Source organism: Rhodoferax sp. TS-BS-61-7, from assembly GCF_002943465.1.
Classification (GTDB): Bacteria; Pseudomonadota; Gammaproteobacteria; order Burkholderiales; family Burkholderiaceae_C; genus Allorhodoferax.
Genome location: NZ_PTQY01000001.1, coordinates 586,839 through 612,072, shown reverse-complemented (window position 1 = coordinate 612,072; position 25,234 = coordinate 586,839). Strand labels below are relative to the sequence as shown.

Here is a 25,234-nt window from a genome sequence, read left to right as displayed (position 1 = left end):
GGATTCGCCTGCCAAGACTAATCTGGATCCAAGGAATCCGCGCATTGATCCCTCTCCTTTGTCTTTCGTAGGTAGGTGAATGGCCACAGGCGCATCTTGCCCCGGCTTCGGGTGTAGTTTCCATAGCTAGCCCTCAATCATGTCGATCTTTCGATTGATTCAGTTTGGCGACTCTTTAGTATGGTCTCGAATGACCACTTCCCAGCTACGAAATCTGCAATTCGAATGTCTGAAGTGGTTGATTCAACCGGTGGCAGTAGACTTTCCCGCATGGGCGCTTGGCGGGCACCTCGCTTACGGGGCACTTTTGCAGGCGTTGTCCTCGTATTCGACGGGCTATTCTGGTCCAGTGATGCCGAGGCGCTGATCGGATTCCAGTCTCGCGCGCTCTTCTGCCTCCCTGCGTTCCTCTGACTGCCACTCGGCCTCTATTTCAGCATCGCGCTCCTCACCGTATCGCAGCTTGCTGTTTTCCCAGCGGGTCTTAGCAGTAAGGCTGTCGACCTTATCGTGCAGTTTCCCAGATAACTCTCCGTCGATCCAAGCCCTATGGATGACAGCAGCCAGGGGTTTCTGGATTGTTTGCAGCTGCGGATCACCGGGTTCCAGATAGATGTCTAACTCGATATTTTTTTCTTCAAGCGCTGCATCCGAAAGGTTGCTGCTGCCGACGATCGCCCATTCGAGGCGATCAAGAGGCGTTACATGTGACCACATGCTGTAGAACTTCGCATGGAGCTTGTGAAGGAATACGACCTCCATCCGCTCTTCGATACACCGTGCAAAGTTGCTGAGATTGGCCACCACTTTGGTGCACGCGTCGATCTTTTCCTTTCTTTGCCGCGGAGTGTCGTTCTCGTGTTGATGGTCTCCGATGAAAATCCGGAATCTGCGGTTCTGATCACTCGCCAGCCATGATTCCAACGCCTCACCGAATCGGTTGAACGTTGCCCCGGTCAGGTGTTGGGCGAATCCAACGCCCACGTCGAATCGATCTCCCTTGTTCGTTGCAAGCGCTTGCTCGATCGATTCGAGCAACGTGGTCCCAAAGTACGCATTGATGAGTTGCATGGGTTGTCCGTATCGCTGTTTCTGGAGTGGTCATGACGCTAACTGATTGATTGGCGCACATCGTCCCCGATCAACGACACTTGGTTAGTCGGCGCGCCGCAGTGAGGCGTTGGCCAACGGTGCTTCGAGCAATTGGCTAGGCCCCCCGTGTTCTTTGGAGCTTGACACTAAGATCTTACGTGCGGCGCGGCTGGCGCCGAGGTAAACGCGGGACACATAGCGCCGGCGCGTGCCCTGACCCTGGTCTTTGTCATAGTCCGCACTGTCGGCATGTATAAGAAAAACCGTGTGGAACTGTAGCCCAGCCACGAACTCGGGCATGCTGAAGACGCACTTGTTCTTGGCGTAGCTCAGTTCCTTCAGGTCGTCACGCGTGGTAATTGGCACGAATTTGTCCTGAACACGCCCGGCGACACGGATTTTGTCGAACAGCGTCTCATTGAGACACAGCACCGCCACCTGGCTTCCGCCACCATCAATCTCTCGGGCAACGCGGGCGGCTTGCTCAAAGACGTTATCGACCAGCTTGATGTCGGTTTGGTAGATGGTCAGAGTCGGCGTTTCGCCGTCATCCTGCTGCGACTCGGCCACATAGGTTGCGTACTCACCCTCCAAGTCCATGGCCGGGAAAGAAGCGTCTAGGTCGCGCAGGAACGCTGTGATCTGCGGCGTGGAGCGATAGACCTGTTTGAGTTCAGTCAGTACTGACTCTCCCACGCCTGGATTCCGGAATTTCTCCATACCACCGCTAATGGCAACGTCATTGGAGCCCTGCTTGATGTCGTAGGCCATGAGTAAAGGCCAGCGGCCACCGACCTGTGCCCGCGTCTTGAACAGGTTGTGCAGCAGCATGGCCTCCGCGCGCGTGAAGTAGTGGTATTCATCGACGAACACTAGGTCAAAACCATCACGATCGCGCAGGGCGCCCCACTCGTGCGTCCCAAGATAGCCGTCGAAGTCCGCGACCATCTGATCCATGCCCAGCATCTTCTCCGCGCGCAGACGCGCTCGGTATACGTCATGGATCTCAAGGACCACTCGGCGGTGTGCTTCGCTTGGCAAGACCATCTGCCATGGCTCCCTCGAGCCGCGCGCATAGCGGTTGGCCTCGTGCGTGTCTTTCTTGATGGCTTCCAGATCCAGCACGCAGGCGAATTCGTTCATGAGTTCGTCAATGAGTGTGATGTCCTCGGAGCGATTCGTCATGCGTTCTTGGAAATCCGGACAGCTTGGGAACAGGTCGAGCACGATACGAGGATCTTGAACAACCTGGCTGATGGCTTCTTCGATAAGCATCCGCTGGTATTCACGTCCATCACGACCATCCAGAGATAATGGCTTTAAGCCCTTTTTCTCGTACCCCAGCTTCTCCTGGGCCAGTTCGTAGATGGTACCGATCCAAAGTCTCGGTTGCCCGGAGGGTGTCTTCAATGTCGTCCAGCGCTCCGTGGGGTCCAGTGCATGGAGCATGCCTCGCACACCCGCATGGGCCAATGCCGAGCTGTGGGTCAAGAATGCGAAGGTCTTGTCGCCGTCAGCGTCAGCGTAAAGGTCGCGCAGGCACTTCACCACCATTGACTGCGTCTTGCCTGTGCCTGCGGCGCCACGCAGCCTAACTGGCCGGTCATGCGGCTGATCGACAAATTTGCGTTGTTCACGGTTCAGGCGCTGGTCGTACCATTCCTGCAATGTCCCAGCACTTGCCAGCCAGACGCCCAGAGGTTCCGATAGTAAAACGCCAAAGTTGCCAACGGGGGGGGCGACCGGAGGGTCCGTCAGCAGGGCGTCGCAAATGCCCTCTACCGCACGTCGATAAAGTGCACTATCTTCTGGAACTCTATCTAGGTCCTCGGGGTTGCTGGTGACGGCAAAAGCGTAGAGATTGCCAGCGTCATCTGGAGATTGGTCGAAGTAGATCCGCTGCTTTGAATCTCGGGAGGATTGTGCGTAGACCGAAAGCCGGGAACCTACGTGATATGGCTGCCACTGAATGGGAATCGCAATGCCGCGGTCGAAATGGCGCAATGCCACGCGGATCACCCGCTCGAAGGCCGTGCGTGGCTTGGGGAGTCCTGCCGCAGCAGCGAACATCGCAGTGTTTATGACTAGGTAGCCATCATCCAAATCGGCATCTTCAGACAGCAGGTAGACGATGCCGTTTGATTCCACACGACGCAGGCCGTCCGTGTTCTGCGGCACTTCGAATTTCTGCAGCCAGGCATCCTCTACGAATGCCCGGTCCAGGATGCCGACGGCTTTCTGGTCGATTACGAGGGCGGATAAGGTCATCGTCATGCTCATGCCTCCTGTACGTTTTTCTTGAAGAATTCCTCGACCGTGAGTTCGGCGGCCGTTTCGCAGGCGGATTCGAAGGTCTTGGGCATGCCAATGCGCGAGAACAAAAAAGCCAGCTTTTGGGTAATCGAGAAGCGGATTCCGTCGTTGAGGCGCCCGACACGATGGAACGCGTCGGGGCGGTCATTGATGCGTGCGTCCTGCTCGGTGAGATAAAGGTCGGGGGACATGATGGTCCACATAGAGCGCAGCATCACTACAAAGCCGAAACCGCTTTGGCGCGGCAGCTCCGGCAACACGAAATAGTCCTGGAAGCCGCCGCCGTCCTTGAATGCATTGCGGACGTTTTCCTGCTGGACCTTGTCGTCGACACCGAAGAGTGTCCAGGCGGCTTTCAGCCGGCTGAAAGCGTTCTGGTTTTTGTCAGAGCTAACAGAGAGTGCGAAGCCCTGCAGATCGCGTAGTGGTTTGCCATCTGCGGTTGGCACCTGGCCGGTGGAACTCGCCAGGACCTCTTCGGCAGTCTTGTTGCGCAGCCACTGCGTCAGTGACTCCTGTGTCAGTGGCGCAAGGCCGGGCCGAAGTTTGCGGATTTGACCGTTTAGATACTCGCATATCACCTTGGAACGTTTTTCAGCCAGCTTCCGCAACTGCTCCTGCGCCCACGGGCCTTCGATATAGGCTGCCATTGGCACGATCTCCAGCCAGGTGTAGCGTTCGCCAGCCTTCCTTTGCGCGATATCGCAATCGGCTGTGATTACGATTCCCAGCTGCTCGACCTCGCCGGTCTTGGGATGGAGCTTGCGGATGATGTCGCCTTGGCGCACCTCATCCGTGTCTTCGATATGAGTAAAAAATCCCGTCATTCATCTTCTCCCTAGATGGGTCATTGACGCCCATTTGTACGCGGAATGTTACATGATGGTACTTCTCCCTTTTTTGTTGCTTGAGTGCAGTACCGAACGATCAGTATGTCTTGCTCCGAGGTGAGCTCGGGCAGCAGGGAGACGGTTACAGTACCACTCAGGTACGAGAGATCGGCTCTCTTTTCTCCGATCAACAAGGGCCCAAGGTCAACCTAGACTGGTATCTTTTTTTTTGTGGCTGCAAAGGCTCTCGAGAAAAGTAGTAGTTGATTGTTCTAAAGCACGAAAGATTTGTTTGTCTGTGCTTGGGGTAAGTTGGGGAAGTTATCTTTAGCCCTGCGTTCAATCTCGCGCTCTTCGTTTGCTGGACGTTGTGCGATATAGCCCCGCAGCGCCGTTTAGTTCTGCTTTTAACAACATTCAATATGGGTAACGATTACTCTGGATACTGGAAGTATTACTCTGATTCCTTTGGATGGAATGAAACTGCATTCTTTCAGCCGTTGGATGACCTTCATACAAAAGACGTCCTTAAATCAGCAGGTCTGAGTGAAGCACAGGCAAATGGTCTCATTGCTTCGGGGTACGTTTGCGTCCCACATAGTGATGTAGTGATCGACCGGTTTTATGGAGGACCCTTGGCTTCCTCTGACTCTGTATCCCGATTCTTGCCCGATCGAATACAAGAACTATTCAGTGAACCACGTTCCCGAGCATGGGTTAAAACGGCGAACTCCCTCGAAGAACTAGCTGAGATCATCGATGAGACGAAGTCACGGTCACGGAAGCCGATCTTGTTCAGAGGCCAAAGACAAAACTACACAGTAAATCGGGAGATCAACAATCCTAACTTCACGATACCCAACGTGGGGGAAGTGTCTCTTTTGTCTTCCTTTTGGCGCAAGGCATACGCGATCAACCGCAACTGCTTTTGCGATTTTCATTCGTTGTCCTTAACTGAGTGGAGCGATATTTTCTATTCAGCTTACGACTTGAATGAAATCGAAAGGCGACAAAAAGCAGCGATTGCTAATGGCGAATGGATTTATTCGGCGCAGGATATGGCTGACTCGGATGATTCGTTGCTAAGCGAATTTGGGAATCATCGACTGGACCTTGATATGGGGATGAACTTCAACTTATCAGACACATTGTCAACCCTTCTACAGCACTACGGACTTATGTCCACAGTTATAGATTTAACCAGCTCGGTGGACGTTGCCCTCTTTTTTGCCACCCATAAGTACGACAAGCACGATGGCAGAGATCGATACAACTTCGTTGGAACTAACAATGGCAAGTCAGTGCTCTATTTAATTCAAGCGGATAAGAATGAGATGGTGGCACACGCTGCTGCAGAAAGAGTGCTTTCAAAGCTCACTCCGGAACGCCCTTTAAGACAACACTGCGTGATATCTAGGTCGTCTGCCTTTTCTATCAACTTGCCGGCTTTCTTTCTGCTGGGCATCGTCTATTTGAACTTTCAAGTTGATGGTAGTAATTCCAAGAGACAGGTAGCTTCTTATTTTCCAAATGCGAATGAGGACAAATTTCTCGCGGCACTAAAGTCCAGCATCCGGTACTCCCGGCATATCACCGACTTTGGTCCGTACGAGGATAGGTGCACCAAAAGATAGAGATGAACCCGTTCGGCCCTGAAGAAAAAACCGTAATGGCCTTCTACCGCAATAGGCAGGCCCAGTTCACGCAGCTTGCCGACGAACTGCAAGTGCCCATGCTGGGCCTTCAAGTACACAAAGAGTTGGCCCATCTCATTGGCCAAGACAACGTTTCGCTGCTGGAATCAATTGCCCGAATCGGCTGCTATGGCGATACCAAGGAAATGTCGCGTGCGCGCACAGCACTTGCCGCAGAGATGAAGAAACATGGCCATCTTCCCCAACGGGGAAAACGCACTGGCGCCGGACTCAAAGAGATGGTTGAAGACCTCACTCCTGTATTGCGTTACTTTGGGGTCCCGCCTTCGTTGAGCGAAACCGGGCCGCTGGTCACCGCGCTCCGGTTCATCTGTGAGGGCATGGGGGTTCCTGGAGATCCACGCAATGAACTGCGTAAATTGGAGCGCTTGGCAAAAAGCTCAGCCACTTTGGATGGGCAGGCAATCCGCGAAGCAGTCAAAAACGGGTTGGCCAGCCTCAAGATATCACCCCCCTCCTAATATCTACCTCGTCACGGACTTCGTTAACTGGGAAATTCCGCACACCTTAACAACCTTCAGAGGTGTGCAATGAGTCCAAATGGACAACCCCAAACGGCGCAAACCACGGCAAGCGCTTCCAATCACCCCAGCGAGAACCCGATATTTCCGGTCCCCGCAAAGCCGGGCAAGCTGCTGCGCCTTACCCATGTAGAAGCGCGCACCGCGCTGAAGAAGTCCTCCATTTATGCAGGCGTAAAGTCCCGCACCTTTCCTGCACCAGTTCGCCTGGGGGCACGCGCGGTGGCATGGCGTGAGGAGGAGATCGACCGTTGGATTGTTGAGCGCGTGAAGGTGGGGGCGTCAGCGTGATCAGCCTGGTTCAACCCAAGGCGGACGCCACGCCCCACGCTTACCACACCAACTTCTTTTCGTGCTCAAAATGCTAAATCCCACCCCTGAGCTGATCCGTTCCGCCCTCGGGCACATTCCTGCGGACACATCGCGCGATGAATGGGCACGCGTGGCCATGGCCATCAAGAGCGAAATCCCGGACGACGCAGGCCGCGAACTGTTTACCGAGTGGAGTGCCACCGCAGCCAATTTCGATCCGAGGGCGTGTATTGACACCTGGCGCAGTGTGCGTGCCAGCGGTAGCGTGACCATTGGAACACTGTTCCACTTGGCCAAGCAGAATGGATTTACCCTGCCCAAGGCAGGGAACAGTGTGCTGCCTCAAGGCGGAACCGGGCAAGCCACCCGTGAGGCCCAACGTCGTGCGCGTGACACTCAAGAGGAAGCTACACGCGCAGCTGCACAAGACAGCGCTGCAGAGCTGGCCGCCAAACAGTGGGCTGCCGCTGCAGATGCGACCAAGCCCACGGACGGGCCCTATCTGCAGCGCAAAGGCGTGCTGCCCTACGGTGTGCGTGTCGCCGATGGTTGGCTGTTGGTACCTCTCAAGGATGCTGAAGACAAACTTTGGAATGTTCAGCGCATCGCTCCTGTAAAACCCACACATGGCCCGGAAAAACTGTTTTTGAAAGGTGGACGCAAGACCGGGTTGTGGCACCTGTTGGGTGAACTCGCCGGACCGGCTTCTCCTGGTGCCGTCTTGCTGGTCGCTGAAGGCTACGCCACCGCGGCCACGTTGCACCAAGCCACCGGGCATCCCGTTGCCGTTGCCTTTGATGCCGGCAACCTGGCCCACGTGTGCAAGGCGCTGCGCCAACGCTACCCCAATGTGCTGCTGGTCGTATGTGGAGACGACGATCGCACCACTGAGCAAGAAACCGGCATCAACCCTGGCCGTACCAAGGCCACGGCTGCGGCCGAGGCAGTGGGCGGACTGGTGGTGTTTCCCAATGGCTTGCCGGAGCAGGGCACCGACTTCAATGATCTGCACCAACACCTTGGTGGTGACAAAGGCTTGGCTGCCGTGCGCAACAAAGTACAAACCGTTATCGAAGCGCACCAAGCAAGCCAGAAAGCCGGGCAGTCCGCCAAAGCGTCTGGCGTGGCAAAGGCTGGCAAGGGTGCCTCATCCAATGACCGCTTCACAGTAGATGACCGCGGCGTGTGGTACACCGCTACAGATGGCGATGGCAACGAGCGCCCGTCCTTGTGGGTGTGCAGCCGCCTGCAAGTATTGGCCCGCACCCGTGACCAAGATGGCGGTGGCTGGGGTTACTTGCTAACGTTTGCAGACCCTTCCGGCCACTCCAGGCAATGGGCCATGCCTGCCCGTATGCTGGCGGGGGAGGGCAGTGAATACCGTGCCACCTTGCTGGGCATGGGCTTGCTGATCGCTACCAGCCCGACGGCTCGCAACCTGCTCACCCAATACATTCAAACCCGCCAGCCCGAGGGGTATGCCATTTGCACTGACCGCGTGGGCTGGCACGGCCCTGCGTTCGTCTTGCCACATGAAACTCTGGGCGAACGTGACCAGCGTATCGTCTTTCAGTCCGACTCTCCCGTAGAGAACACCTTCCGCATCCGTGGCAGCGAAGACCAATGGCGCGAGCAAGTGGGGGCTTTGTGTGCGGGCAACAGCCGCTTGGTGTTCGCCCTGGCGGCGGCCTTTGCGGGGCCGCTGATGCGTCATGCCCGCATGGAAAGCGGGGGCTTTCACTACCGGGGCGACAGCTCCAGTGGCAAAACCACCGCCTTGAAGGTGGCCGCCAGCGTGTACGGTGGCCCCAGCTTCCTGCAGCGCTGGCGCACCACAGACAATGCGCTGGAAGCCACCGCGGCCCAGCACAGCGATTGCTTGCTCATCTTGGACGAGCTGGCCCAGATAGACCCCAAAACCGCCGGTGAATGCGCCTACATGCTTGCCAACGAGCAAAGCAAGGCACGCGCGTCTCGCACCGCTGCGCCCCGCCCACGCCTGACCTGGCGCCTGATGTTCCTCAGTGCGGGCGAGTTGGGCCTGGCTGACCATATGGCTGAGGGTGGCAAACGCACGCGCGCTGGGCAGGAGGTGCGCATGGCTGACATTCCTGCCGATGCGGGCAAGAGCTTGGGGGCCTTTGAAGATCTGCATGGCCACGAGGGTGGGGCGGCGTTCTCCCGCCACCTGGTGGGGCAAGCTGCCTCTAGCTATGGCGCAGTGGGTCGTACTTGGCTTTTGTGGCTCGCCGATCAGGCCGACACGGTGGGTAGCACCATTCGTGAGGCCAGCACGCGCCTGGCCTCGGTATTGGTGCCTGGTGGCGCCAGTGGCCAGGTGGAGCGCGTGGCGGCTCGCTTTGCCTTGGTAGGTGCGGCCGGCGAACTGGCCACCAGCGCTGGCCTTACAGGTTGGGCGGCAGGCGAAAGCGAGCGCGCGGCTAAGGCCTGCTTCAACGCCTGGCTGGCAGCCCGCGGTGGCAAAGGCAATGGCGAAGTGGTCGCCATGCTCCGCCAGGTGAGAGGCTTCTTGGAAACGCATGGTGATGGTCGCTTTGCTATGTGGCACCGTGCCGCCGACGACCATGCCCCCAAGACCTTGCAGCGTGCCGGTGTGCGGCGAATGCTGGACGCAAGCGGCAAACCCTTCAAGTCTAGTAGCCACCATGGTGCAGAGTATGGCGACAGGCAGCCTACAACCCTGGCAGAAGGTATCAGTTTTGAGTACTTCATACTGGCCGAAAGCTTTCGCCAGGAGGTTTGCCAAGGCTACGACTACCAAGCGGTGTGCCGCGTATTGCTGGAGCATGGCTGCCTGACGCCTGACAAAGGCCGCCCCTTCGACTGCAAGCCACGTTTGCCGGGTATTGGCAATGCAGTCTGCTACCGCATTACGCCGACCATTTTCGAGCTGGACTTATAGGCCAGACCACACCATTGTGTGGTGGGCGAGGGTGGGGGCCTTGAACGGGTATGCTTTCAGGATTCCCAGTAAAGACGCTCTCAAAAAACAACAATTCATGGCCATCAAGAAGTCAGACCTCTATTCCAAACTTTGGGCCTCCTGCGATGAACTGCGCGGCGGCATGGACGCCAGCCAGTACAAAGACTACGTGCTGGTCATGTTGTTCATCAAGTACATCAGCGATAAGTACGCCGGCCAGCCCTTTGCGCCCATCCAAATCCCGCAGGGCGCTAGCTTTGCCGATATGGTGGCGCTCAAGGGCAAGAGCGACATTGGCGACCAAATCAACAAGAAAATCGTTCGCCCGCTCGAAGAAGCCAACCGCTTGCGCATCAAAGCCGACTTTGACGACGCCGCCCTGCTGGGCGCCGGCAAAGAAAAGGTTGAAAAACTCACCAACCTGGTCGGCATCTTCGAATCCAAGGACCTGGACTTCTCCAAACACCGTGCCGATGGTGATGACATCCTGGGCGATGCCTACGAATACCTGATGCGCCACTTCGCCACCGAAAGTGGCAAGAGCAAGGGCCAGTTCTACACCCCCGCAGAAGTCAGCCGCGTGATGGCCCAAGTGCTGGGCATTGCAAAAGCCAAAACCACCCCCGACACCACTGTGTACGACCCCACCTGCGGCTCGGGCTCGCTGCTCCTGAAGGTGGCCGAGGCTGCGCGCACCCCCGTCACCGTTTACGGGCAGGAGAAGGAAGAAGCCACCAGTGGCCTGGCGCGCATGAACATGATCCTGCACCACAACCCCGGTGCAGTGATCGAGCAAGGCAACACCCTGGCCGACCCGAAGTTCCTGGAAGGCGCCCAGCTCAAGACCTTCGACTACGTGGTTGCCAATCCGCCGTTTTCCGACAAGCGTTGGAGTACAGGTCTGGTGGGCGACCAGTTTGGCCGCTTCGAGGGGTTTGGCACACCGCCCGACAAGCAGGGCGACTATGCCTACCTGCTGCACATCATCCGCTCGCTCAAGAGCACCGGCCGAGCTGCCTGCATCTTGCCGCACGGCGTGCTGTTCCGCGGCAATGCGGAGGCCGAGATTCGCAAGAGCTTGGTGCGGCGCGGTCTCATCCAGGCCATCATCGGCCTGCCGGCCAACCTGTTCTACGGCACTGGCATTCCGGCTTGCATCTTGGTCATCGATAAAGCCGGTGCTGCAGCGCGCAAGGGCATCTTCATGATCGACGCCGCCCAAGGCTATATGAAAGATGGCCCCAAGAACCGGTTGCGCGAGCGAGACATCCACCGCATCGTTGATGCTTTCACTACGCTCGACGGCAGCAATCCGCGCTACGCCCGCATGGTGGGCCTGGACGAGATCGAGAAGAACGACTTCAACCTCAACCTGCCGCGCTACATCGACGGCAGCACCCCTGAAGACCAACAGGATATCGACGCTCACCTCAACGGCGGCATCCCTGATGCGGACGTGCAAGCGCTCGGCCGCTACTGGGTTGTATGCCCCAAGCTACGCGCGGTCCTGTTCAAACCGCGCCGTCCCGGCTATCTAGACTTGGCGGTGGCACCTGCGACCATCAAGCCCACCATTCACCAGCACCCGGAGTTCCAGTCGTTCACCACGGCGATGAACCAGCACTTCGACACCTGGCGCGATGCAGCGGCCAGCAGCCTCAAGGCCCTAGAGAAGGGCGGCTTTCACCCCAAAGACTTGATCCGCGGCGCCGAAGGCCTGTTGGCCCATTACGAACACCAGCCGACGGCCGAAAAGCTGATCGACCCCTACGCCGTCTACCAACACCTGATGGACTACTGGGCCGAGACCATGCAGGACGACGCCTACCTGATCGCTGAAGACGGCTGGAAGGCCACGCCCTACCGCGTGCTGGAAACCAAGAAGAACAAGGATGGCACACCGGGCAAGACGGTGGACAAAGGCTGGGCCTGCGACCTGGTGCCCAAGGCGTTGCTAGTGCAGCACCACTTCGCCGCCGAGCAGGCCGAGCTGGATCGGCTGAGCGCCGAGCTGGAAAGCACCCTGGCCGCGCAGACCGAGCTGGAAGAAGAGCACAGCGGTGACGACGCCGTGTTCGGCGGCTTCGACAAGATTAACGACAAGGAAGTGAAGTCGCGGATCAAGGAGATCGGGCGCAATGCCGATGCGGCTGACGAACTGGCTGTGCTGAAAGCTTGGCTGGCCCTGTCAGAGCAGACTGGCCGCCTGAAGCGGCTCATCAAGTCGCTGGACTTTGAGCTGGACGCCAAGGCACTGGCCCACTACCAAAAGCTATCGCCCGAAGAGGTGAAGGTGCTGGTGGTGGACCACAAGTGGATGGCGGCGCTAGATGCATCGGTTCACGGCGAGCTGGAGCGTGTGAACCAGGCGCTGACCGGGCGGGTGAAGGAGCTGGCCGAACGCTATGGGCGGACGATGCCGGAGCTAGCGCAGCAGGTGGGCGACCTGGAGGCACGGGTGGGTGGGCATCTGGCGAAGATGGGATTCGCATGGAAGTGAGAGAGCCCTCTGCCCGATATCTGAGGGCCGTTCGCCGTACCGAGTTGGGTGAATTCCCGGCGGACTGGAAAATCGTTCCGCTCGGAACGTTCGAGCCGTTTATTACCAGTGGATCACGCGGTTGGGCCGCGTACTACTCGGACATTGGGGCTACCTTTCTCCGCATCACGAATCTTTCGAGGTCGCGCATTTACCCTTCGCTGGAGGACCTGCGCTACGTTGCCGTCCCACCAGACAACAGCGAAGGAATACGGACAGCGTTGAAGAGCGGCGATGTTCTGATCTCTATCACGGCAGATATCGGAATCATTGGGTTGGTAACAGACGAGGTTGATCTTCCTGCCTACATCAATCAGCACATTGCCTTGGTACGGTTCGCCGATGAGGAAGTAGAAAGCCGTTACGTCGCGTACTTCCTGGCGGGGGCGGCGGCACAGCGCCGATTCAAGTCGATGACAGATGCAGGCGCTAAAGCGGGCATGAGCTTGACTGGCGTCCGTGAAGTGCTGGCTGCGATTCCTCCAACTAAGGCTGAACAAGGTGCGATTGCCGACGCCCTCGCCGACGCCGACGCCCTGATCGACTCGCTGGAGCAACTGCTGACAAAGAAGCGCCAGATCAAGCAAGGTGCCATAGGGGAACTGCTCACTGGCAAGCGGCGATTGCCGGGGTTTGATGGTGAGTGGGAGATGAAGCGGTTGGGGGAAATGGCGGGGTTGATGAAAGGCTCAGGCCTCTCCAAGGACGCGACGACAGCATCTGGCCGCCGCAAGTGCGTCCTCTATGGTGAGCTGTTTACGACCTATGGGCAAGTGATTCATGATGTGGTCGGCCGAACAAACTCCAGTGATGGTCTTGTATCCATATCAGGAGACGTTTTGGTGCCCGGTTCAACCACGACTGATGGCATTGATCTCGCAACTGCTTCAGCACTGCTTGAAAGCGGCGTGGCATTGGGAGGGGACATCAATATCATTCGGCCTAAAGCAGATGCGTTTGATTCCTGCTTCCTAGCAAACTACCTAACGCACGCCAAAAAACGGGAGATTGCAGAGCGTGCACAAGGCACTACGATCGTTCACTTGTACGGGCGCGACTTGTCAGACTTATGGCTCCATCAGCCTAGCCTGGTTGAACAGGGAGCCATCGCCCAAGTCCTCTCCGACATGGAAGCGGAAATCGCAACTATCGAGGCCCGCCTTACCAAAGCCCGCGCCATCAAACAAGCCATGGCCCAGGCCTTGCTGACCGGCCACATCCGCCTTATGGAGTCCACCTGATGAGCAAACCATCCAAAAGCTACTACCGCGTGATGTTGGGCCGTCAGAGCGCCTATGCGGCCGAGTGTCTGGCCGGTGACTTCATCGGGGCAGACTTCGACATTGAGCAAGACCTGAGCGGCCAGTTGCCCGAGGCGTGGCGACAGTTCAATGCTGCCTTCATCCCGGTGTTCTTGGCCGGCCATCCTGACAAGAGCAAGATCGCAGCTGGTTTGGCCTGCGGCGCACTGTGGACGGTGTCCAAGGGCATTCGGCCCGGTGACGTGGTGCTGAGCCCGGATGGTACCGGCGTGTATCACGTGGGCGTTGTCGAAGGCGAGTACTACTATGCTCCCGGCCAGGTGCTTCCGCACCGCCGCAAGGTGAAGTGGCTGCCCCTCACCATCGCCCGCGCTGCCATGAGCGAAGCGCTGCGCAACTCCACGGGCTCCATCGGTACGGTCAGCACCATCACCGAGTACCACCAAGAGATCGAGCAGTTCCTGGCTGCGCTGCCCGGCCAGGCCGCGCCCAACATCGTGGCCACCGACCCGGTGGTGGAAGATCCGGTGGCCTTCGCGATGGAGAAGCACCTGGAGGACTTCCTGGTGAAGAATTGGGCGCAGACTGAGCTTGCGCAGACCTTCAAGATTTACGAGGAAGACGGCGAGCTGGTGGGCCAGCAGTACAGCACCGATGCTGGGCCCATCGACATCCTGGCCATCAGCAAGGATGGCAAACGCCTGCTGGTGGTGGAGCTGAAGCGGGGGCGCGTTTCGGACGTGGTGGTGGGTCAGATCCTGCGCTACATGGGCTATGTGAAAGAGCAGATCGCCGAGCCGAACCAGACCGTGGAAGGCGTGATCATTGCGCTGGACGATGACCAAAAGCTGCGCTGGGCCTTGGCTGCAGTGCCCAACATCAGCTTTTACCGCTACCAAGTTAGCTTCAAATTGATCAAACACTGACAAAGGCCACCAAGAGCCGTGCAGACAGGGAGGAAACCGAATGAACGACGTCAGCAAGCCCGAACGTGCCACCCAGGACAGGGTGATCGAGCTCTTCACGCAAAAACTGGGCTACCGTTACTTGAGCGACTGGTCGGACCGCGAGGGTAACCACTGCATAGAGGAAAGCTTGCTGACGGAATTTCTGACCCGTAGCGGCTACGGCCCCGCACACATCAGCGCCGCGCTGAACAGGCTCCGCTCAGAGGCCTCGCTACATGGGCGCAGCCTGTATGCGGCTAATCGAGCGGTATACCAGTTGCTGCGCTACGGCATCTCGGTGAAGGTGGAAGCAGGGCAGGTGAACGAGACAGTGCACTTGGTGAACTGGGGCAACCCCGCCGGTAACGACTTTGCGATTGCCGAAGAAGTGACGCTCAAGGGCGGACACGAGCGCCGGCCTGACATCGTGCTTTATCTGAATGGCATCGCCGTGGGCGTGCTGGAGCTGAAGAACAGCCGCGTGGGCTTGGGAGAGGGCATACGCCAATGCCTGTCGAACCAGCAACCTGAATTCAACGATTGGTTTTTCAGCACCGTGCAGCTGGTGATGGCGGGCAATGACTCTGAAGGCTTGCGCTACGGCAGCATCGAAACGCAGGAAAAGTATTTCCTGAGCTGGAAGGAAGACGAGGCCGACAACACCGGTTACAAGCTGGACAAGTACCTTTCCAAGCTGTGTAACAAGGCCCGCCTGCTGGAGCTGATACACGACTTTGTGTTGTTTGATGGTGGCATCAAGAAGCTACCCCGCGTGCACCAGTATTTCGGTATCAAGGCGGCGCAAAACCATGTACAGCAGCGGCGCGGCGGCATCATCTGGCACACCCAGGGAGCGGGGAAAAGTATCTTGATGGTGCTGCTGGCGCGCTGGATTCTGGAAAACAAACCCGCCGGCCGCGTGGTCATCATCACCGATCGGGACGAGCTGGACCGGCAGATCGAGCGTGTGTTCAAAGACGCGGGCGAAACCATCCACCGCAGCCAAAGTGGCCAAGATTTGATGGCGCAGCTCGCGCAACCCAATCCGCGCCTGCTGTGTTCACTGGTGCACAAGTTTGGCCGGCGGGACGTTGATGATTTCGAGGCCTTTTTGCGCGACTTGGCCGCACAGCCATGTCAGACCCAGGGTGAGATCTACGTCTTTGTGGACGAGTGCCACCGCACCCAAGGGGGCAAGCTGCACCGGGTGATGAAGGCCATGTTGCCCAATGCGGTGTTCATCGGCTTCACCGGCACGCCGCTCATGAAGGCAGACGCCCAATCCAGTCTAGAAGTGTTTGGTGGCTACATCCACACCTACAAATTTGCCGAGGCCGTGGAAGACGGGGTGGTGCTGGACCTGGTTTACGAGGCCCGCGACATTGACCAGAAGCTGGGCAATACCGACCAGATCGACCAATGGTTCGAAGCCAAGACCAAGGGCTTGAATGACTGGCAGAAGGACGAGCTGAAAAAGCAGTGGGGCACCATGCAGAACGTGCTCAGCTCACGCTCTCGTATGGACCGGGTGGTAGCCGACATCGTTTTTGACTTTGCGGTCAAGCCGCGCCTTTCCAGTGAGCGGGGTAACGCCATCTTGGTGGCGTCCAGCATTTACGAGGCGTGCAAGTACTTCGTGCTCTTCGGCAAGACGGTGTTCAAGAACCGCTGTGCAGTGGTCACCTCCTACAACCCACTGGCCTCAGATGTGAGCAAGGAAGAGACTGGTGCTAACACTGAGAGCGATAAGCAGTTCATCTACAACACCTACACCGAGTTGCTGAAGGATGTAGTGGCCCGCTCGGGCATGAACAAGACTGAAACTTACGAGCAGGATGTAAAGGAGCGCTTCGTCAAGGCCCCCGCTCAGATGAAGCTGTTGATCGTGGTGGACAAGCTGCTGACGGGCTTCGATGCCCCGCCTTGCACCTACCTCTACATCGACAAGTCCATGCAGGACCATGGCCTGTTCCAGGCCATTTGCCGCACCAACCGGCTGGACGGCGAAGACAAGGACTTTGGCTACATCGTCGACTACAAGGACCTTTTCAAAAAGGTAGAGAAGGCAATAGCGGTATACACGGCAGAGCTGGACCATAGCGCCGGGGGCGGTGATCCAGAAGTCCTGCTCCAGGATCGCCTGGAGTCCGGCCGTGGACGCTTGGGCGACGCGATAGAGGCTTTAGCCTTGCTGTGCGACCCCGTGGAGCCGCCCAAGGGCGACTTGCAGCACATCCACTATTTCTGTGGCAACACCGAGATTGCCGATGACCTGAAGGCGCGAGAGCCGCGGCGTGTCGCTCTCTACAAGGCCGTGGTGGCGTTGGTGCGTGCCTATGCCAACCTGGCCGATGAGCTGGAGGCGGCGGGCTACACACCAGAGCAGATCGAGCACATAAAAGGTCTGCAGAAACACTATCTGAACTTGCGCGAGATCATCCGCATGGCTGCTGGTGAGACGCTGGACCTGAAGCCCTATGAGGCCGATATGCGCCATCTCATCGACACCTATATCGAAGCCCAGGCGCCGCGCAAGATTTCGCCGTTTGATGGCGTCGGTCTGCTGGATTTGATTGTCAAGACCGGCATTGCCGATGCAATTGCCGAGCGCTTGGGGGACCTGAAGGACAACCGGGAGTCCATAGCCGAGACGATTGAGAACAACGTTCGCAGCAAGATCCTGAAAGAGCAACTGACCGACCCGGCGTATTTCGCCAAGATGTCGGCCCTGCTGGACGAGATTATTCGGTTACGCAAGGAGCGCGCGATCGAGTACGAGGAGTACCTCGCTCGGATCGCCGATGTGGCCAAGCAAGTAGTCGCTGGCAAGTCAGCCGACACGCCTCAACAGTTGAATACCGCCGGACGGCTTGCCCTGTACAACAACCTGAAGGACCATGTCGTCACCGACGCCGCGCAAGAGCCACTAGCTGCATATGGTGACGCAAGCAAAGCACTGGACACCGCGCTATTGCTGGATGCCGCCATCAAAGCCAAGCGCCCGGATGGCTGGCGTGGTGTTGTGGCGAAGGAGCAGTTGGTCAAGCAGGCCATGTTCGATGTGCTCAAAGATATCAAGGAAGTGAACCGCTTGTTCCCCATCGTTTTTGCCCAGAAGGAATACTGATGCGGGACATGTTGGACTTGGGCGAGTTGCATGCTGAGGTGACACGCAAGGCGATTAAACATGTCCATCTGAGTGTGTTGCCGCCGTCGGGCAAGGTACGCGTGGCCGCGCCACAGAGCATGGCGCTGGACACGATCCGGCTCTTCGTTATTTCCAAGCTGGCGTGGATCAGAACCCAGCAGCGCAAGCTGCAGACCCAAGAGCGCGAGACACCCCGCGAGTTCTTGAACAAGGAAAGCCACTATCTGTGGGGTAAGCGTTACCAGCTGGAGGTCAACCACGCCGATGCGGCGCCAGAGGTAAGCCTGACACCCCGTAAGCTGAAGCTGCAAGTACGTCCCGGCGCAGATCCGGCACGGTGCGAGGAGGTGCTGGACGGTTGGTACCGACAGCAAGTGCACGAAGCCGCGCCCACACTGATTGCCAAGTGGGCGCCGCTGTTGGGCGTGCAAGTGGCGCGAGTGTTCGTGCAGCGCATGAAAACGAAGTGGGGCAGTTGCACCCCCGAATCCGGCTACATCCGACTCAATACCGACCTGGCCAAGAAGCCGCCTGAGTGTTTGGAGTACATCTTGGTGCATGAGCTGGTGCACCTCTTGGAGCCAACGCACAACGAGCGGTTCATGGCACTCATGGACTTATACCTGCCGCATTGGCAGCATCTAAGAAAGCAGCTCAATCGCCTGCCAGTAAGGCACGAGAACTGGGAGTATTGATCGCCGTGTGTTGACTACGCCCGACGATTTGCCCACATGAGCCGAAACACTCGCAAGCGAGTGAGGGCACGTGAAGCCCCTGTTTATGCGGTGCCCACACTGCTCACATTGCCCTCAGTACAAGAGCGGACACCCCAAAGCTGTGTGCTAGATTGATACTAAGTGTGAGTTGATTCGCACTTAATCTGTACAAGTAATAAAGGGAGTATGAAATGGAAGTAGTCGGGGTAGTCATCGGAATCGCTGTGGTCATTGGATTGTTTTGGATCGGCCGCGAGCTGCTTTGCTGGTACTGGAAGATCAACGAATCGCTGGCGATGCTTACTGAAGTACGCACACTCATGGCGAGAAGCGTCAAAGCGCAAGAACGAATCGTCGATTTGCTGGAAGCGGCACAAACAATGGGCAACACCAGCGCGCAAACAGACGCAGCTCCCGGTCTCCCGCCAATGTTTCCTCATAACTAGTGCAGGGGGGGTACTCAAGGTACTCCCGCCTCAAACTCCCCACGGGTGAATTCAACGGTGATGAATCGCTAGTTTGCATGGTGACCCAGGGGGGTTATCTTGCTGAAGATACTCAAGCTGACCAGAGATAGGCTGTGTTGCGCTAGTGAAGCTAAGGCGGGGGAACAGACGGGGGAACAATTTCAACCGCCTACATTGAAAGCCTTGTATTCATGAGGCTTTCAAAGCCTCTTTCAATTGACGCCAGCCCAACTCCCAGACCAAAGCCGCCAGCTAGCAATAGTTGGTGGCTTTTTTCTTGCCTACTCCACAGGTTTGCCGCGCTGGGCTTTGATCGCCGAGCGCTGGGTTTTGGACTGAAGGCGGCGCTGCCGTGAGGCGTAAGTGGGTTGGGTTGCCTTGCGGGGCTTGGGGGGCGTGGCCACGCTGTTGACCAGGGTGTGCAAGCGCTCAAAGGCATCCAGCCGGTTGAGTTCCTGGGTGCGGAATTGTTGGGCTTTGAGAACCAGAACGCCTTCGCGTGTGATACGGCTGTCTTGCAAGGCCAAGAGTCGCTCTTTGACATCGTCCGGCAGTGACGATGCTCCAATGTCAAAGCGCAGGTGAATGGCGCTGGACACCTTGTTGACGTTTTGACCGCCGGCACCTTGGGCACGAATCGCTGTAGTTTCTACCTCTGCTTCTTGAATTTGAATCTGTTTTGGCATGGGCAGGGGTTGGGGCAGTTAAACTGGTTTGACATTACCACCAACACCAAGGAGGCCACCATGGCCAAAGGTCAGCAAAAATCCAACAAAGAATCGAAGAAGCCTAAAAAGGACACTTCACCGCCTAAACCTTCCAGCGGGATTGTGGATCCCGTGCGTACCACGGTCACCACTGCGGTGATTCCCCGCGGTAAGCTCAAAAACAAATAGGTTTAGCCAGCGGTCTGTACTTCTGCATAACGCGGGGGCTGGCAGCCCGCGCGTTCGCAGTTGATGGCGGCAGCGCGCATGGCCTCTTGCAAGGTGTTGGCCACTCGCTGGTTGGCACCGTCCGGGTTCAACACCCAATCCCCCAGGCAGTTCCCCCAGAAGGTATCTCCGGCACCCACGGTGTCCACCACCTTCGTGGCAGGAACATCCGCTTGCGCAGCCGTGCCATCCACGCCCAACCAAGCGCCTTGTGCACCAAAGGTCAGCGCCACACGGCTTGTGCCTTGTGCGGTGAAATGGGCCGAAATTTTGGCGCCGTCCGCCCGCGTCGGGTTGGTAAAGCCCAGCAATTCCAGATCTTCATCACTGGCCTTGAGCCAGTCCGCATGTTGGGCAATGGCCTGAACGGCCTCGATGTATTCCGCCAGGTTGGCTGCCAGCTTGGGGCGCAGATTCACATCCACGCTGATGGTCCAGCCCAGTGACTTGGCGCCTTGCAGTATCTCCAGCACTTTGTGGTGTTCGGGTGGTACCAAGAGCAGTGAGCCCGTGTGTAAAACGCCGCGAGGTTGCGTTTGCAGGCGTTGCAATACCGCGTTGACCGTGTAGTCCCGGTCTGCAATGCCTTCGCGGTAAAAGCCGTAACTTGGCTGGCCGTTGTTGATTTGCACCACGGCGAGTGAGGTGGGCAGGGCGCTGGGAGGGCTCATGGGAGTTACCCCGTCTTGTACCAACTGCTGGTGCATGCGTTGCCCAAATTGGTCTGTCGACAATGGGTTGGCATATCCCACCGAAGCACCCCGCAGCGCAGCGGCACGTGCCATATTAAAAGGGCTGCCACCCATAAAAGGGCGTAGCGTTCCATCTGCTTGCGCTACGCAGTCCATCAGGGCTTCGCCCAATACCCAAATTGATGCGGTCATGTGTTTCTCGTTCTGTTTGCTGCTCAGTGGGGTGGTCCGGCCAAGCGCTGCAGCTTAAACCAGCACTGGGCACTTGGTTATGCCGCTGGCTTTGATTGTTGGTACGCTTTTGCGCAAATGTGCACTTGATCGACCTTATAAAAGGTTGTTGTGTATTACACCAAAAAAACCTATAAATAAATCAAGTAGTTTTACTAATATGATTGGAATGCTGTGTCTGGCATGCTCAGGCACGATCTCACCACAGGTTTTTCATGCATCCCACCCTCATTCGTCTCGCTTACTCTTTTGATACGTTGAATATCCAGTATCTGGTTTCTTTGGAGCTTATCGCATGTTAAAAGGTATCGATCCGCTCTTGACCCCGGAACTTCTCATGCATTTGTCTGCCATGGGGCACGGGGAGTGGGTGGCCGTGGTGGATGCCAACTTCACGGCCGATTTTTTGAGTGCCGGCAAACCACTGGTGCGTTTGCCGGGCCATTCGCTGGAGCGGGTGAGCCGCGCGGTGTTGTCGGTCATTCCTCTGGCAGAAGATGTGGCCAGCCCGGCTGCCTATATGCGGGTGTGCCACCAGCCCGACAGCCATCGCACGGACGCACAGCAGGCTATCGTGCATTTGCTGCAGACGCAGGGTCTGCCTTCCGCGCGAGTCGAGCCGGTAGAGCGGTTTGCGTTTTACGACAAGATCAAGGGTGCCAGCCTGATTGTGCAGAGTGGTGAAGCCACCGCCTACGGCAACGCGATGTATTGCAAGGGTGTGATTCTTTAAAGGACGGCGCTGTGAAGATTTACCTTGATTCAGCCCATGTGGGTAGTTGGAAGCTGCCTTCGGGCTGCCCGGCTGTACGTGGTGTCACGACCAATCCCAGCCTGGTGCACCAGGCTGGGCTGCCCGTGAACCTGCCAGCCTATCTCGATTTGCTGCGGGCGGCGGCGGACCATGCATTTGCCGAGCTCATGCTGCAGCTCCCCAGCAGCGACCTCACACAGGCGGAATCGTGGCTGGGTTCTTTGCGGGAGCTGTCGCAGCGCTTGTCCGTGCAGCTGACAGTCAAGTTGCCCTGCGCACCCGACTGGGAGGCTTGTATTCGGTGGGTCAAGGCACAGGGACAAGATGTCTTGCTAACGGGTTTGTCCAACCCTGTCCAACTGCTCTGGGCCCGTGACATGGGGGCCGACTACGTGGCGCCCTATGTGGGGCGCCTGGTCAACGATGGGCGCAATGTGTGGGCGCTGATGCAGGCGTGTGTGACGCAGCAGGGCAGTGGTCCACAGTTGCTGGCCGCGAGCATCAAGTCTCCCGACGTATTGGCCCAACTGATGGGATTGGGGGCTGCGGCGGTGACCTTGCCGCCCGCCAGCTTGCTGGCCTGGAGCACCGATGCCTTGACCCAGGCCGCCATTCAGCAGTTTGACCGGGACGTACAGGCCAGCTTACGTAGTGCCTGACCGAGCAGGCAATAGGCGCCGCCCCGCCTGCCTTGTTCAGTGCTTGAGTTCGTCAATACGGCTGTCTAAGGGACTCACAAAGGAATTGAGCTCCCAGCCGGAGGCCAAGCGGCTCTCCGGGAATTCAGGCATGGTCAAAGGCGTGAGCCCCGAGGGTGTGGCGTCGTTGCCTTTGCTTTGACGGCGGCGTGTCACCACCGCATGCAAGTGCTCGCGCACATCCTGAAACCGGGAGTCCAGTGGCTGGCTTGCCGTGGTCTGGGCGGCCTGCTCGCCCAAAAAGGCCGCGCGGATTTGGCTCAGGTGCGGCAGGTTGCTCGGGTCTACCACCCAATAGCGGATGCTGCACTGGTCCAGCAGGCTGTGCTTGAGGGTCTGGTTGCCCATGGACAGACCATTGGGGCCCGGAACATCCACACAGCCGATGACCTTGCCGTCCAGGCTGCAGATGGTGAAGGTGCAGTACACGCCGTTCAGCAGCTTGTACCAGTGGGTCGCTTCGGCTTGGTTGGCGGGGGCGGTGAAGCGGGTGACGGGCAGTTTGATGAGGATGTGCTGGTCGAACATCACCTTGGTCAGCCAGATCCAGACACGGCGTTCCTGGGTGTTGACGAGAGGGCGGGTTTTGAGGGGCCAACTGGAGGGAATGCGGCGACGCTGTCGCTCCACGTAGCGGTTGCGCCACAAGAGCAGAGCGGCACCCGCCAAAACCCCCAAAACAAAAGAAAGCAACATCAAACACCACCCTGTAAATGACGCCATCTTTGTGTGGCTCAGTTATTTGGATGAAAGTTTACATGGCGCTTCAGCCCGCGTATATAGCCTCAATGGCCTGTCGCTGGGCCTGTACCAATGCCACCAGTTGGGGGTCGAAGTGGGTGCCTGATTGCGCCAACAGGTAGTTAAGCGCGTCGGGTAAGGGCCAAGCCGGTTTGTAACAACTGGCGCAAACCAGTGAGTCCAGCACATCGGCCACCGCCGCAATACGCCCGGCCAGGCTGATCGCGTTGCCAGCCAGACCCTGCGGGTAGCCGCTGCCATCCCAGCGCTCGTGGTGTTCCAGCGCCACCTGGGCACCCAGCGTGTGGACGCGGGAGCGGGAGTGCGACAAAAGTGCATGTCCCTCTTGCGCGTGGGTTTGCATGGTGGCCCATTCTTCGGGGTTCAGGGGGCCGGGTTTGGTCAGGATGTGGTCGGGAATGCAGGCCTTGCCCACATCGTGCAACGTGGCCGCAACCCGCATCAGCTCCACCTCTTGTTCGGTGCCGCCGGTGGCCGCGGTCAGCAGGGCTGCAATGTCCCCCACGCGCTGCAAGTGCAAGGACGAAGATTCATTGCAGCGTTTCTCTATGGCACCACCCAGAATACAGATGGTGGTGCGTTGCGCGGTTTCGGTGTCATCGCGCAGCAGCAGGCCGTCGTAGGTGATGGCCACGTTGCGGGAAAACAGCTCCAGCAGCTCCCGGGCCTGCTCACTCACCGCTTCGGCAAACTCCATGTAGATCAGGCTCTCGCTGCCGGCCTTGGTCTTGAAATACCCCGCGTAATAACGCTCGCCATGGTGACTGACCTTCTCCACCAGCGCGCGGGTGATGGCCGTTTGCACGCCCTGCGGCAGGTTGCGCACCTCTTCATCCACCATGAGTTGGGAATAGGCCTCGGTGGCAGCCAGTACCTTGAGGTGTCCCTGGGTGGTGTTGGCCGTGTAGGCCGATACCCGGCTGGCACACAGGCCTTCGCCATGCAGGTCCAGCAGGTAATTCACCTGCTCCAGCACCGCCGAGGCAAAGCTGCGCAGATTGCGCGAATCACAGACCTGGCTGATGGCCTCGATGGAGCGGCGCAGCCCCAGACTGGCTTGTTCGATGCGCATCAGGTCGCGGTAGGCGCGCAGCCCGGCGTAAAACACCGTGATCAGCTTGCGCCGCGTGAGGTCGGTTTTTTCCTTGTAGTCGTTGATGTCATAGTCGCGGATCACCTGCTCTTCGGGCGCCTGCCCGGGCTGGCCGGTGCGCAGGATGATGCGCACATTGAGGTTGCCCAAATCTTCGCGGATGTGGCGTGCCAGCTCCAGCCCGGCGTGTTCCGATTCCATCACCACATCGAGCAGGATCAGCGCAATGTCGGTGCGTTCTGCCAGTACGGTGCGTGCCTCGGCCGCGCTGTAGCAGTGGGTGAAGTGCAGGCCACGCCCATCCATCTCAAAGTCCGACATGACCAGCTTGGTGACCTCGTGCACGGCAGGCTCGTCGTCCACCACCAGAATCTGCCAGGGCGGCAGGGTCTTGCGGCTGCTGGTTTCGGCTTGCTCGTCACTAAACACCAAATCATCAGACATGAGGCGGGCTTTCGCTGGACTGTGGTGCTTTGCAGTTTATCGGATTGTGGCTGCGATACTAGGGACCATGCAGCTTCAGGAAATTCTCTATTCACAGGGCTTTGGCACGCGCCGGGTCTGCGCCGGTTTGATCCAGCAGGGTCTGGTTCAGGTTTATATGCCAGATAGTGCTCTGGCCCCCGTCACTATTGCGCAAGCAGCTACTGAATTTGTAGCGGATGGGCTGCGCTTCAAGGTGCAGGGTGTAGAGTGGCAGTACTTTGAGAAGGCCTATCTGGTGCTGCACAAACCGGCGGGTACCGAGTGCTCGCAGAAGCCCTCCACCTACCCCAGCATCTACACCTTGCTGCCATCCCCCCTGCGTCTGCGGCCGCAGAAGGCGGCCGTGCAGGGTGTGCAGGCGGTGGGTCGGTTGGACCAGGACACCACCGGCATGCTGCTGCTCACGGACGATGGCAAATTCATCCATCGTATGAGTTCACCCAAACACCATGTGCCCAAGGTCTATGAAGTCACGGTCAAGCACGCGCTGGACGAGCGCCAGGTGCAGAAGCTGCTGGCCGGCGTGGTGCTGGACGACGACCCGGCACCGGTGCGTGCAGCTGCTTGCGAGGCGGTGAGCGAGTTTCACCTGCGCCTCACGCTGACCGAGGGCAAGTACCACCAGGTCAAGCGTATGCTGGCTGCTGTCGGCAACCGGGTGGAGGGCTTGCACCGTTCGCGTATTGGCGGTGTGGCCTTGCCTGCCGATCTGGCGCCTGGCCAATGGCGCTGGCTCAGTGCCGAAGAGCTGGTGGCTGTGCAGGCCAAGGAGTAATT

At 58.1% G+C, this 25,234-nt stretch carries 21 protein-coding genes; 14 read left to right on the top strand and 7 right to left on the bottom strand.

What is annotated here, in order from left to right; translation table 11 throughout:
* Positions 1–336 precede the first annotated feature (336 nt).
* The 3 genes from C5F53_RS02910 to C5F53_RS02900 form a co-directional block, all read right to left on the bottom strand.
* Positions 337–1,071, bottom strand: a complete 735-nt coding sequence (locus C5F53_RS02910; protein WP_105259811.1) for a phospholipase D-like domain-containing protein — start codon at positions 1,069–1,071, stop codon at positions 337–339.
* Between the two features lie 84 nt (positions 1,072–1,155).
* Positions 1,156–3,366, bottom strand: coding sequence for a UvrD-helicase domain-containing protein (locus C5F53_RS02905; protein WP_146097277.1), 2,211 nt, complete (start codon positions 3,364–3,366; stop codon positions 1,156–1,158).
* Between the two features lie 2 nt (positions 3,367–3,368).
* Positions 3,369–4,232 (bottom strand): hypothetical protein, encoded by an 864-nt coding sequence (locus tag C5F53_RS02900; RefSeq protein ID WP_105259809.1) that lies wholly within the window; start codon positions 4,230–4,232, stop codon positions 3,369–3,371.
* Positions 4,233–4,657: 425 nt separating this feature from the next.
* Between C5F53_RS02900 and C5F53_RS02895 the strand changes: the two genes are divergently transcribed.
* From C5F53_RS02895 to C5F53_RS02850, 10 genes are all read left to right on the top strand, one after another.
* Entirely contained in the window at positions 4,658–5,869 is a 1,212-nt protein-coding gene (locus C5F53_RS02895; RefSeq protein ID WP_105259808.1) for an FRG domain-containing protein, read from the top strand.
* Positions 5,870–5,871: 2 nt separating this feature from the next.
* Positions 5,872–6,411, top strand: a complete 540-nt coding sequence (locus tag C5F53_RS02890; protein WP_105259807.1) for a hypothetical protein — start codon at positions 5,872–5,874, stop codon at positions 6,409–6,411.
* Between the two features lie 69 nt (positions 6,412–6,480).
* Positions 6,481–6,762: an AlpA family transcriptional regulator gene (locus C5F53_RS02885; protein WP_105259806.1), complete on the top strand. Its 282-nt coding sequence runs from the start codon at positions 6,481–6,483 to the stop codon at positions 6,760–6,762.
* Between the two features lie 70 nt (positions 6,763–6,832).
* Positions 6,833–9,706, top strand: coding sequence for a DUF927 domain-containing protein (locus C5F53_RS02880; protein WP_105259805.1), 2,874 nt, complete (start codon positions 6,833–6,835; stop codon positions 9,704–9,706).
* A 97-nt stretch (positions 9,707–9,803) separates the two neighbouring features.
* The gene (locus C5F53_RS02875; protein ID WP_105259804.1) at positions 9,804–12,227 is read left to right on the top strand and encodes a class I SAM-dependent DNA methyltransferase; all 2,424 of its coding nucleotides are present in this window, start codon (positions 9,804–9,806) and stop codon (positions 12,225–12,227) included.
* A complete protein-coding gene (locus C5F53_RS02870; protein ID WP_105259803.1) occupies positions 12,218–13,507 on the top strand; it encodes a restriction endonuclease subunit S in 1,290 nt (429 codons plus the stop codon). The genes C5F53_RS02875 and C5F53_RS02870 overlap by 10 nt, the downstream gene beginning before the upstream one ends.
* Positions 13,507–14,454: an endonuclease NucS domain-containing protein gene (locus C5F53_RS02865; protein WP_105259802.1), complete on the top strand. Its 948-nt coding sequence runs from the start codon at positions 13,507–13,509 to the stop codon at positions 14,452–14,454. The genes C5F53_RS02870 and C5F53_RS02865 overlap by 1 nt, the downstream gene beginning before the upstream one ends.
* A 40-nt stretch (positions 14,455–14,494) precedes the next feature.
* Positions 14,495–17,602 (top strand): type I restriction endonuclease subunit R, encoded by a 3,108-nt coding sequence (locus tag C5F53_RS02860; protein ID WP_105259801.1) that lies wholly within the window; start codon positions 14,495–14,497, stop codon positions 17,600–17,602.
* Positions 17,602–18,318, top strand: coding sequence for a M48 family metallopeptidase (locus C5F53_RS02855; protein ID WP_105259800.1), 717 nt, complete (start codon positions 17,602–17,604; stop codon positions 18,316–18,318). The genes C5F53_RS02860 and C5F53_RS02855 overlap by 1 nt, the downstream gene beginning before the upstream one ends.
* 212 nt (positions 18,319–18,530) lie before the next feature.
* Positions 18,531–18,785 carry a hypothetical protein gene (locus C5F53_RS02850; protein ID WP_105259799.1) on the top strand — a complete coding sequence of 85 codons (255 nt, stop codon included), beginning with the start codon at positions 18,531–18,533 and terminating at the stop codon, positions 18,783–18,785.
* Positions 18,786–19,087: 302 nt separating this feature from the next.
* On the opposite strand, the gene arfB is transcribed toward C5F53_RS02850, so the two are convergent.
* Entirely contained in the window at positions 19,088–19,492 is a 405-nt protein-coding gene (arfB, locus tag C5F53_RS02845; protein WP_105259798.1) for an alternative ribosome rescue aminoacyl-tRNA hydrolase ArfB, read from the bottom strand.
* Between the two features lie 60 nt (positions 19,493–19,552).
* Here arfB and C5F53_RS20305 point away from each other — a divergent pair, with 60 nt between their 5' ends.
* Positions 19,553–19,702, top strand: coding sequence for a hypothetical protein (locus C5F53_RS20305; RefSeq protein ID WP_201740776.1), 150 nt, complete (start codon positions 19,553–19,555; stop codon positions 19,700–19,702).
* A gap of 2 nt (positions 19,703–19,704) precedes the next feature.
* On the opposite strand, the gene C5F53_RS02835 is transcribed toward C5F53_RS20305, so the two are convergent.
* Positions 19,705–20,625 (bottom strand): PfkB family carbohydrate kinase, encoded by a 921-nt coding sequence (locus C5F53_RS02835; RefSeq protein ID WP_105259796.1) that lies wholly within the window; start codon positions 20,623–20,625, stop codon positions 19,705–19,707.
* A gap of 334 nt (positions 20,626–20,959) precedes the next feature.
* Here C5F53_RS02835 and C5F53_RS02830 point away from each other — a divergent pair, with 334 nt between their 5' ends.
* Both C5F53_RS02830 and C5F53_RS02825 read left to right on the top strand, forming a co-directional pair.
* Positions 20,960–21,397, top strand: coding sequence for an RbsD/FucU family protein (locus C5F53_RS02830; protein WP_105259795.1), 438 nt, complete (start codon positions 20,960–20,962; stop codon positions 21,395–21,397).
* 11 nt (positions 21,398–21,408) lie between these two features.
* Positions 21,409–22,077, top strand: a complete 669-nt coding sequence (locus C5F53_RS02825) for a transaldolase family protein (protein ID WP_161499876.1) — start codon at positions 21,409–21,411, stop codon at positions 22,075–22,077.
* Positions 22,078–22,113: 36 nt separating this feature from the next.
* Here C5F53_RS02825 and C5F53_RS02820 read toward each other — a convergent pair whose 3' ends face one another.
* Entirely contained in the window at positions 22,114–22,812 is a 699-nt protein-coding gene (locus C5F53_RS02820) for a DUF2726 domain-containing protein (protein WP_105259793.1), read from the bottom strand.
* A 70-nt stretch (positions 22,813–22,882) separates the two neighbouring features.
* Positions 22,883–24,415: a DUF3369 domain-containing protein gene (locus tag C5F53_RS02815; protein ID WP_105259792.1), complete on the bottom strand. Its 1,533-nt coding sequence runs from the start codon at positions 24,413–24,415 to the stop codon at positions 22,883–22,885.
* Positions 24,416–24,482: 67 nt separating this feature from the next.
* Here C5F53_RS02815 and C5F53_RS02810 point away from each other — a divergent pair, with 67 nt between their 5' ends.
* Positions 24,483–25,232, top strand: coding sequence for a 16S rRNA pseudouridine(516) synthase (locus tag C5F53_RS02810; RefSeq protein ID WP_105259791.1), 750 nt, complete (start codon positions 24,483–24,485; stop codon positions 25,230–25,232).
* The last annotated feature ends 2 nt before the right edge of the window (positions 25,233–25,234 follow it).

Excerpts from the sequence above, each read along its gene's own strand:
- C5F53_RS02910 (WP_105259811.1), bottom strand. The coding sequence starts at position 1,071 with ATGCAACTCATCAATGCGTACTTTGGGACCACGTTGCTCGAATCGATC.
- C5F53_RS02905 (WP_146097277.1), bottom strand. The coding sequence starts at position 3,366 with ATGACGATGACCTTATCCGCCCTCGTAATCGACCAGAAAGCCGTCGGC.
- C5F53_RS02900 (WP_105259809.1), bottom strand. The coding sequence starts at position 4,232 with ATGACGGGATTTTTTACTCATATCGAAGACACGGATGAGGTGCGCCAA.
- C5F53_RS02895 (WP_105259808.1), top strand. The coding sequence starts at position 4,658 with ATGGGTAACGATTACTCTGGATACTGGAAGTATTACTCTGATTCCTTT.
- C5F53_RS02890 (WP_105259807.1), top strand. The coding sequence starts at position 5,872 with ATGAACCCGTTCGGCCCTGAAGAAAAAACCGTAATGGCCTTCTACCGC.
- C5F53_RS02885 (WP_105259806.1), top strand. The coding sequence starts at position 6,481 with ATGAGTCCAAATGGACAACCCCAAACGGCGCAAACCACGGCAAGCGCT.
- C5F53_RS02880 (WP_105259805.1), top strand. The coding sequence starts at position 6,833 with ATGCTAAATCCCACCCCTGAGCTGATCCGTTCCGCCCTCGGGCACATT.
- C5F53_RS02875 (WP_105259804.1), top strand. The coding sequence starts at position 9,804 with ATGGCCATCAAGAAGTCAGACCTCTATTCCAAACTTTGGGCCTCCTGC.
- C5F53_RS02870 (WP_105259803.1), top strand. The coding sequence starts at position 12,218 with ATGGAAGTGAGAGAGCCCTCTGCCCGATATCTGAGGGCCGTTCGCCGT.
- C5F53_RS02865 (WP_105259802.1), top strand. The coding sequence starts at position 13,507 with ATGAGCAAACCATCCAAAAGCTACTACCGCGTGATGTTGGGCCGTCAG.
- C5F53_RS02860 (WP_105259801.1), top strand. The coding sequence starts at position 14,495 with ATGAACGACGTCAGCAAGCCCGAACGTGCCACCCAGGACAGGGTGATC.
- C5F53_RS02855 (WP_105259800.1), top strand. The coding sequence starts at position 17,602 with ATGCGGGACATGTTGGACTTGGGCGAGTTGCATGCTGAGGTGACACGC.
- C5F53_RS02850 (WP_105259799.1), top strand. The coding sequence starts at position 18,531 with ATGGAAGTAGTCGGGGTAGTCATCGGAATCGCTGTGGTCATTGGATTG.
- arfB (WP_105259798.1), bottom strand. The coding sequence starts at position 19,492 with ATGCCAAAACAGATTCAAATTCAAGAAGCAGAGGTAGAAACTACAGCG.
- C5F53_RS20305 (WP_201740776.1), top strand. The coding sequence starts at position 19,553 with ATGGCCAAAGGTCAGCAAAAATCCAACAAAGAATCGAAGAAGCCTAAA.
- C5F53_RS02835 (WP_105259796.1), bottom strand. The coding sequence starts at position 20,625 with ATGACCGCATCAATTTGGGTATTGGGCGAAGCCCTGATGGACTGCGTA.
- C5F53_RS02830 (WP_105259795.1), top strand. The coding sequence starts at position 20,960 with ATGTTAAAAGGTATCGATCCGCTCTTGACCCCGGAACTTCTCATGCAT.
- C5F53_RS02820 (WP_105259793.1), bottom strand. The coding sequence starts at position 22,812 with ATGTTGCTTTCTTTTGTTTTGGGGGTTTTGGCGGGTGCCGCTCTGCTC.
- C5F53_RS02815 (WP_105259792.1), bottom strand. The coding sequence starts at position 24,415 with ATGTCTGATGATTTGGTGTTTAGTGACGAGCAAGCCGAAACCAGCAGC.
- C5F53_RS02810 (WP_105259791.1), top strand. The coding sequence starts at position 24,483 with ATGCAGCTTCAGGAAATTCTCTATTCACAGGGCTTTGGCACGCGCCGG.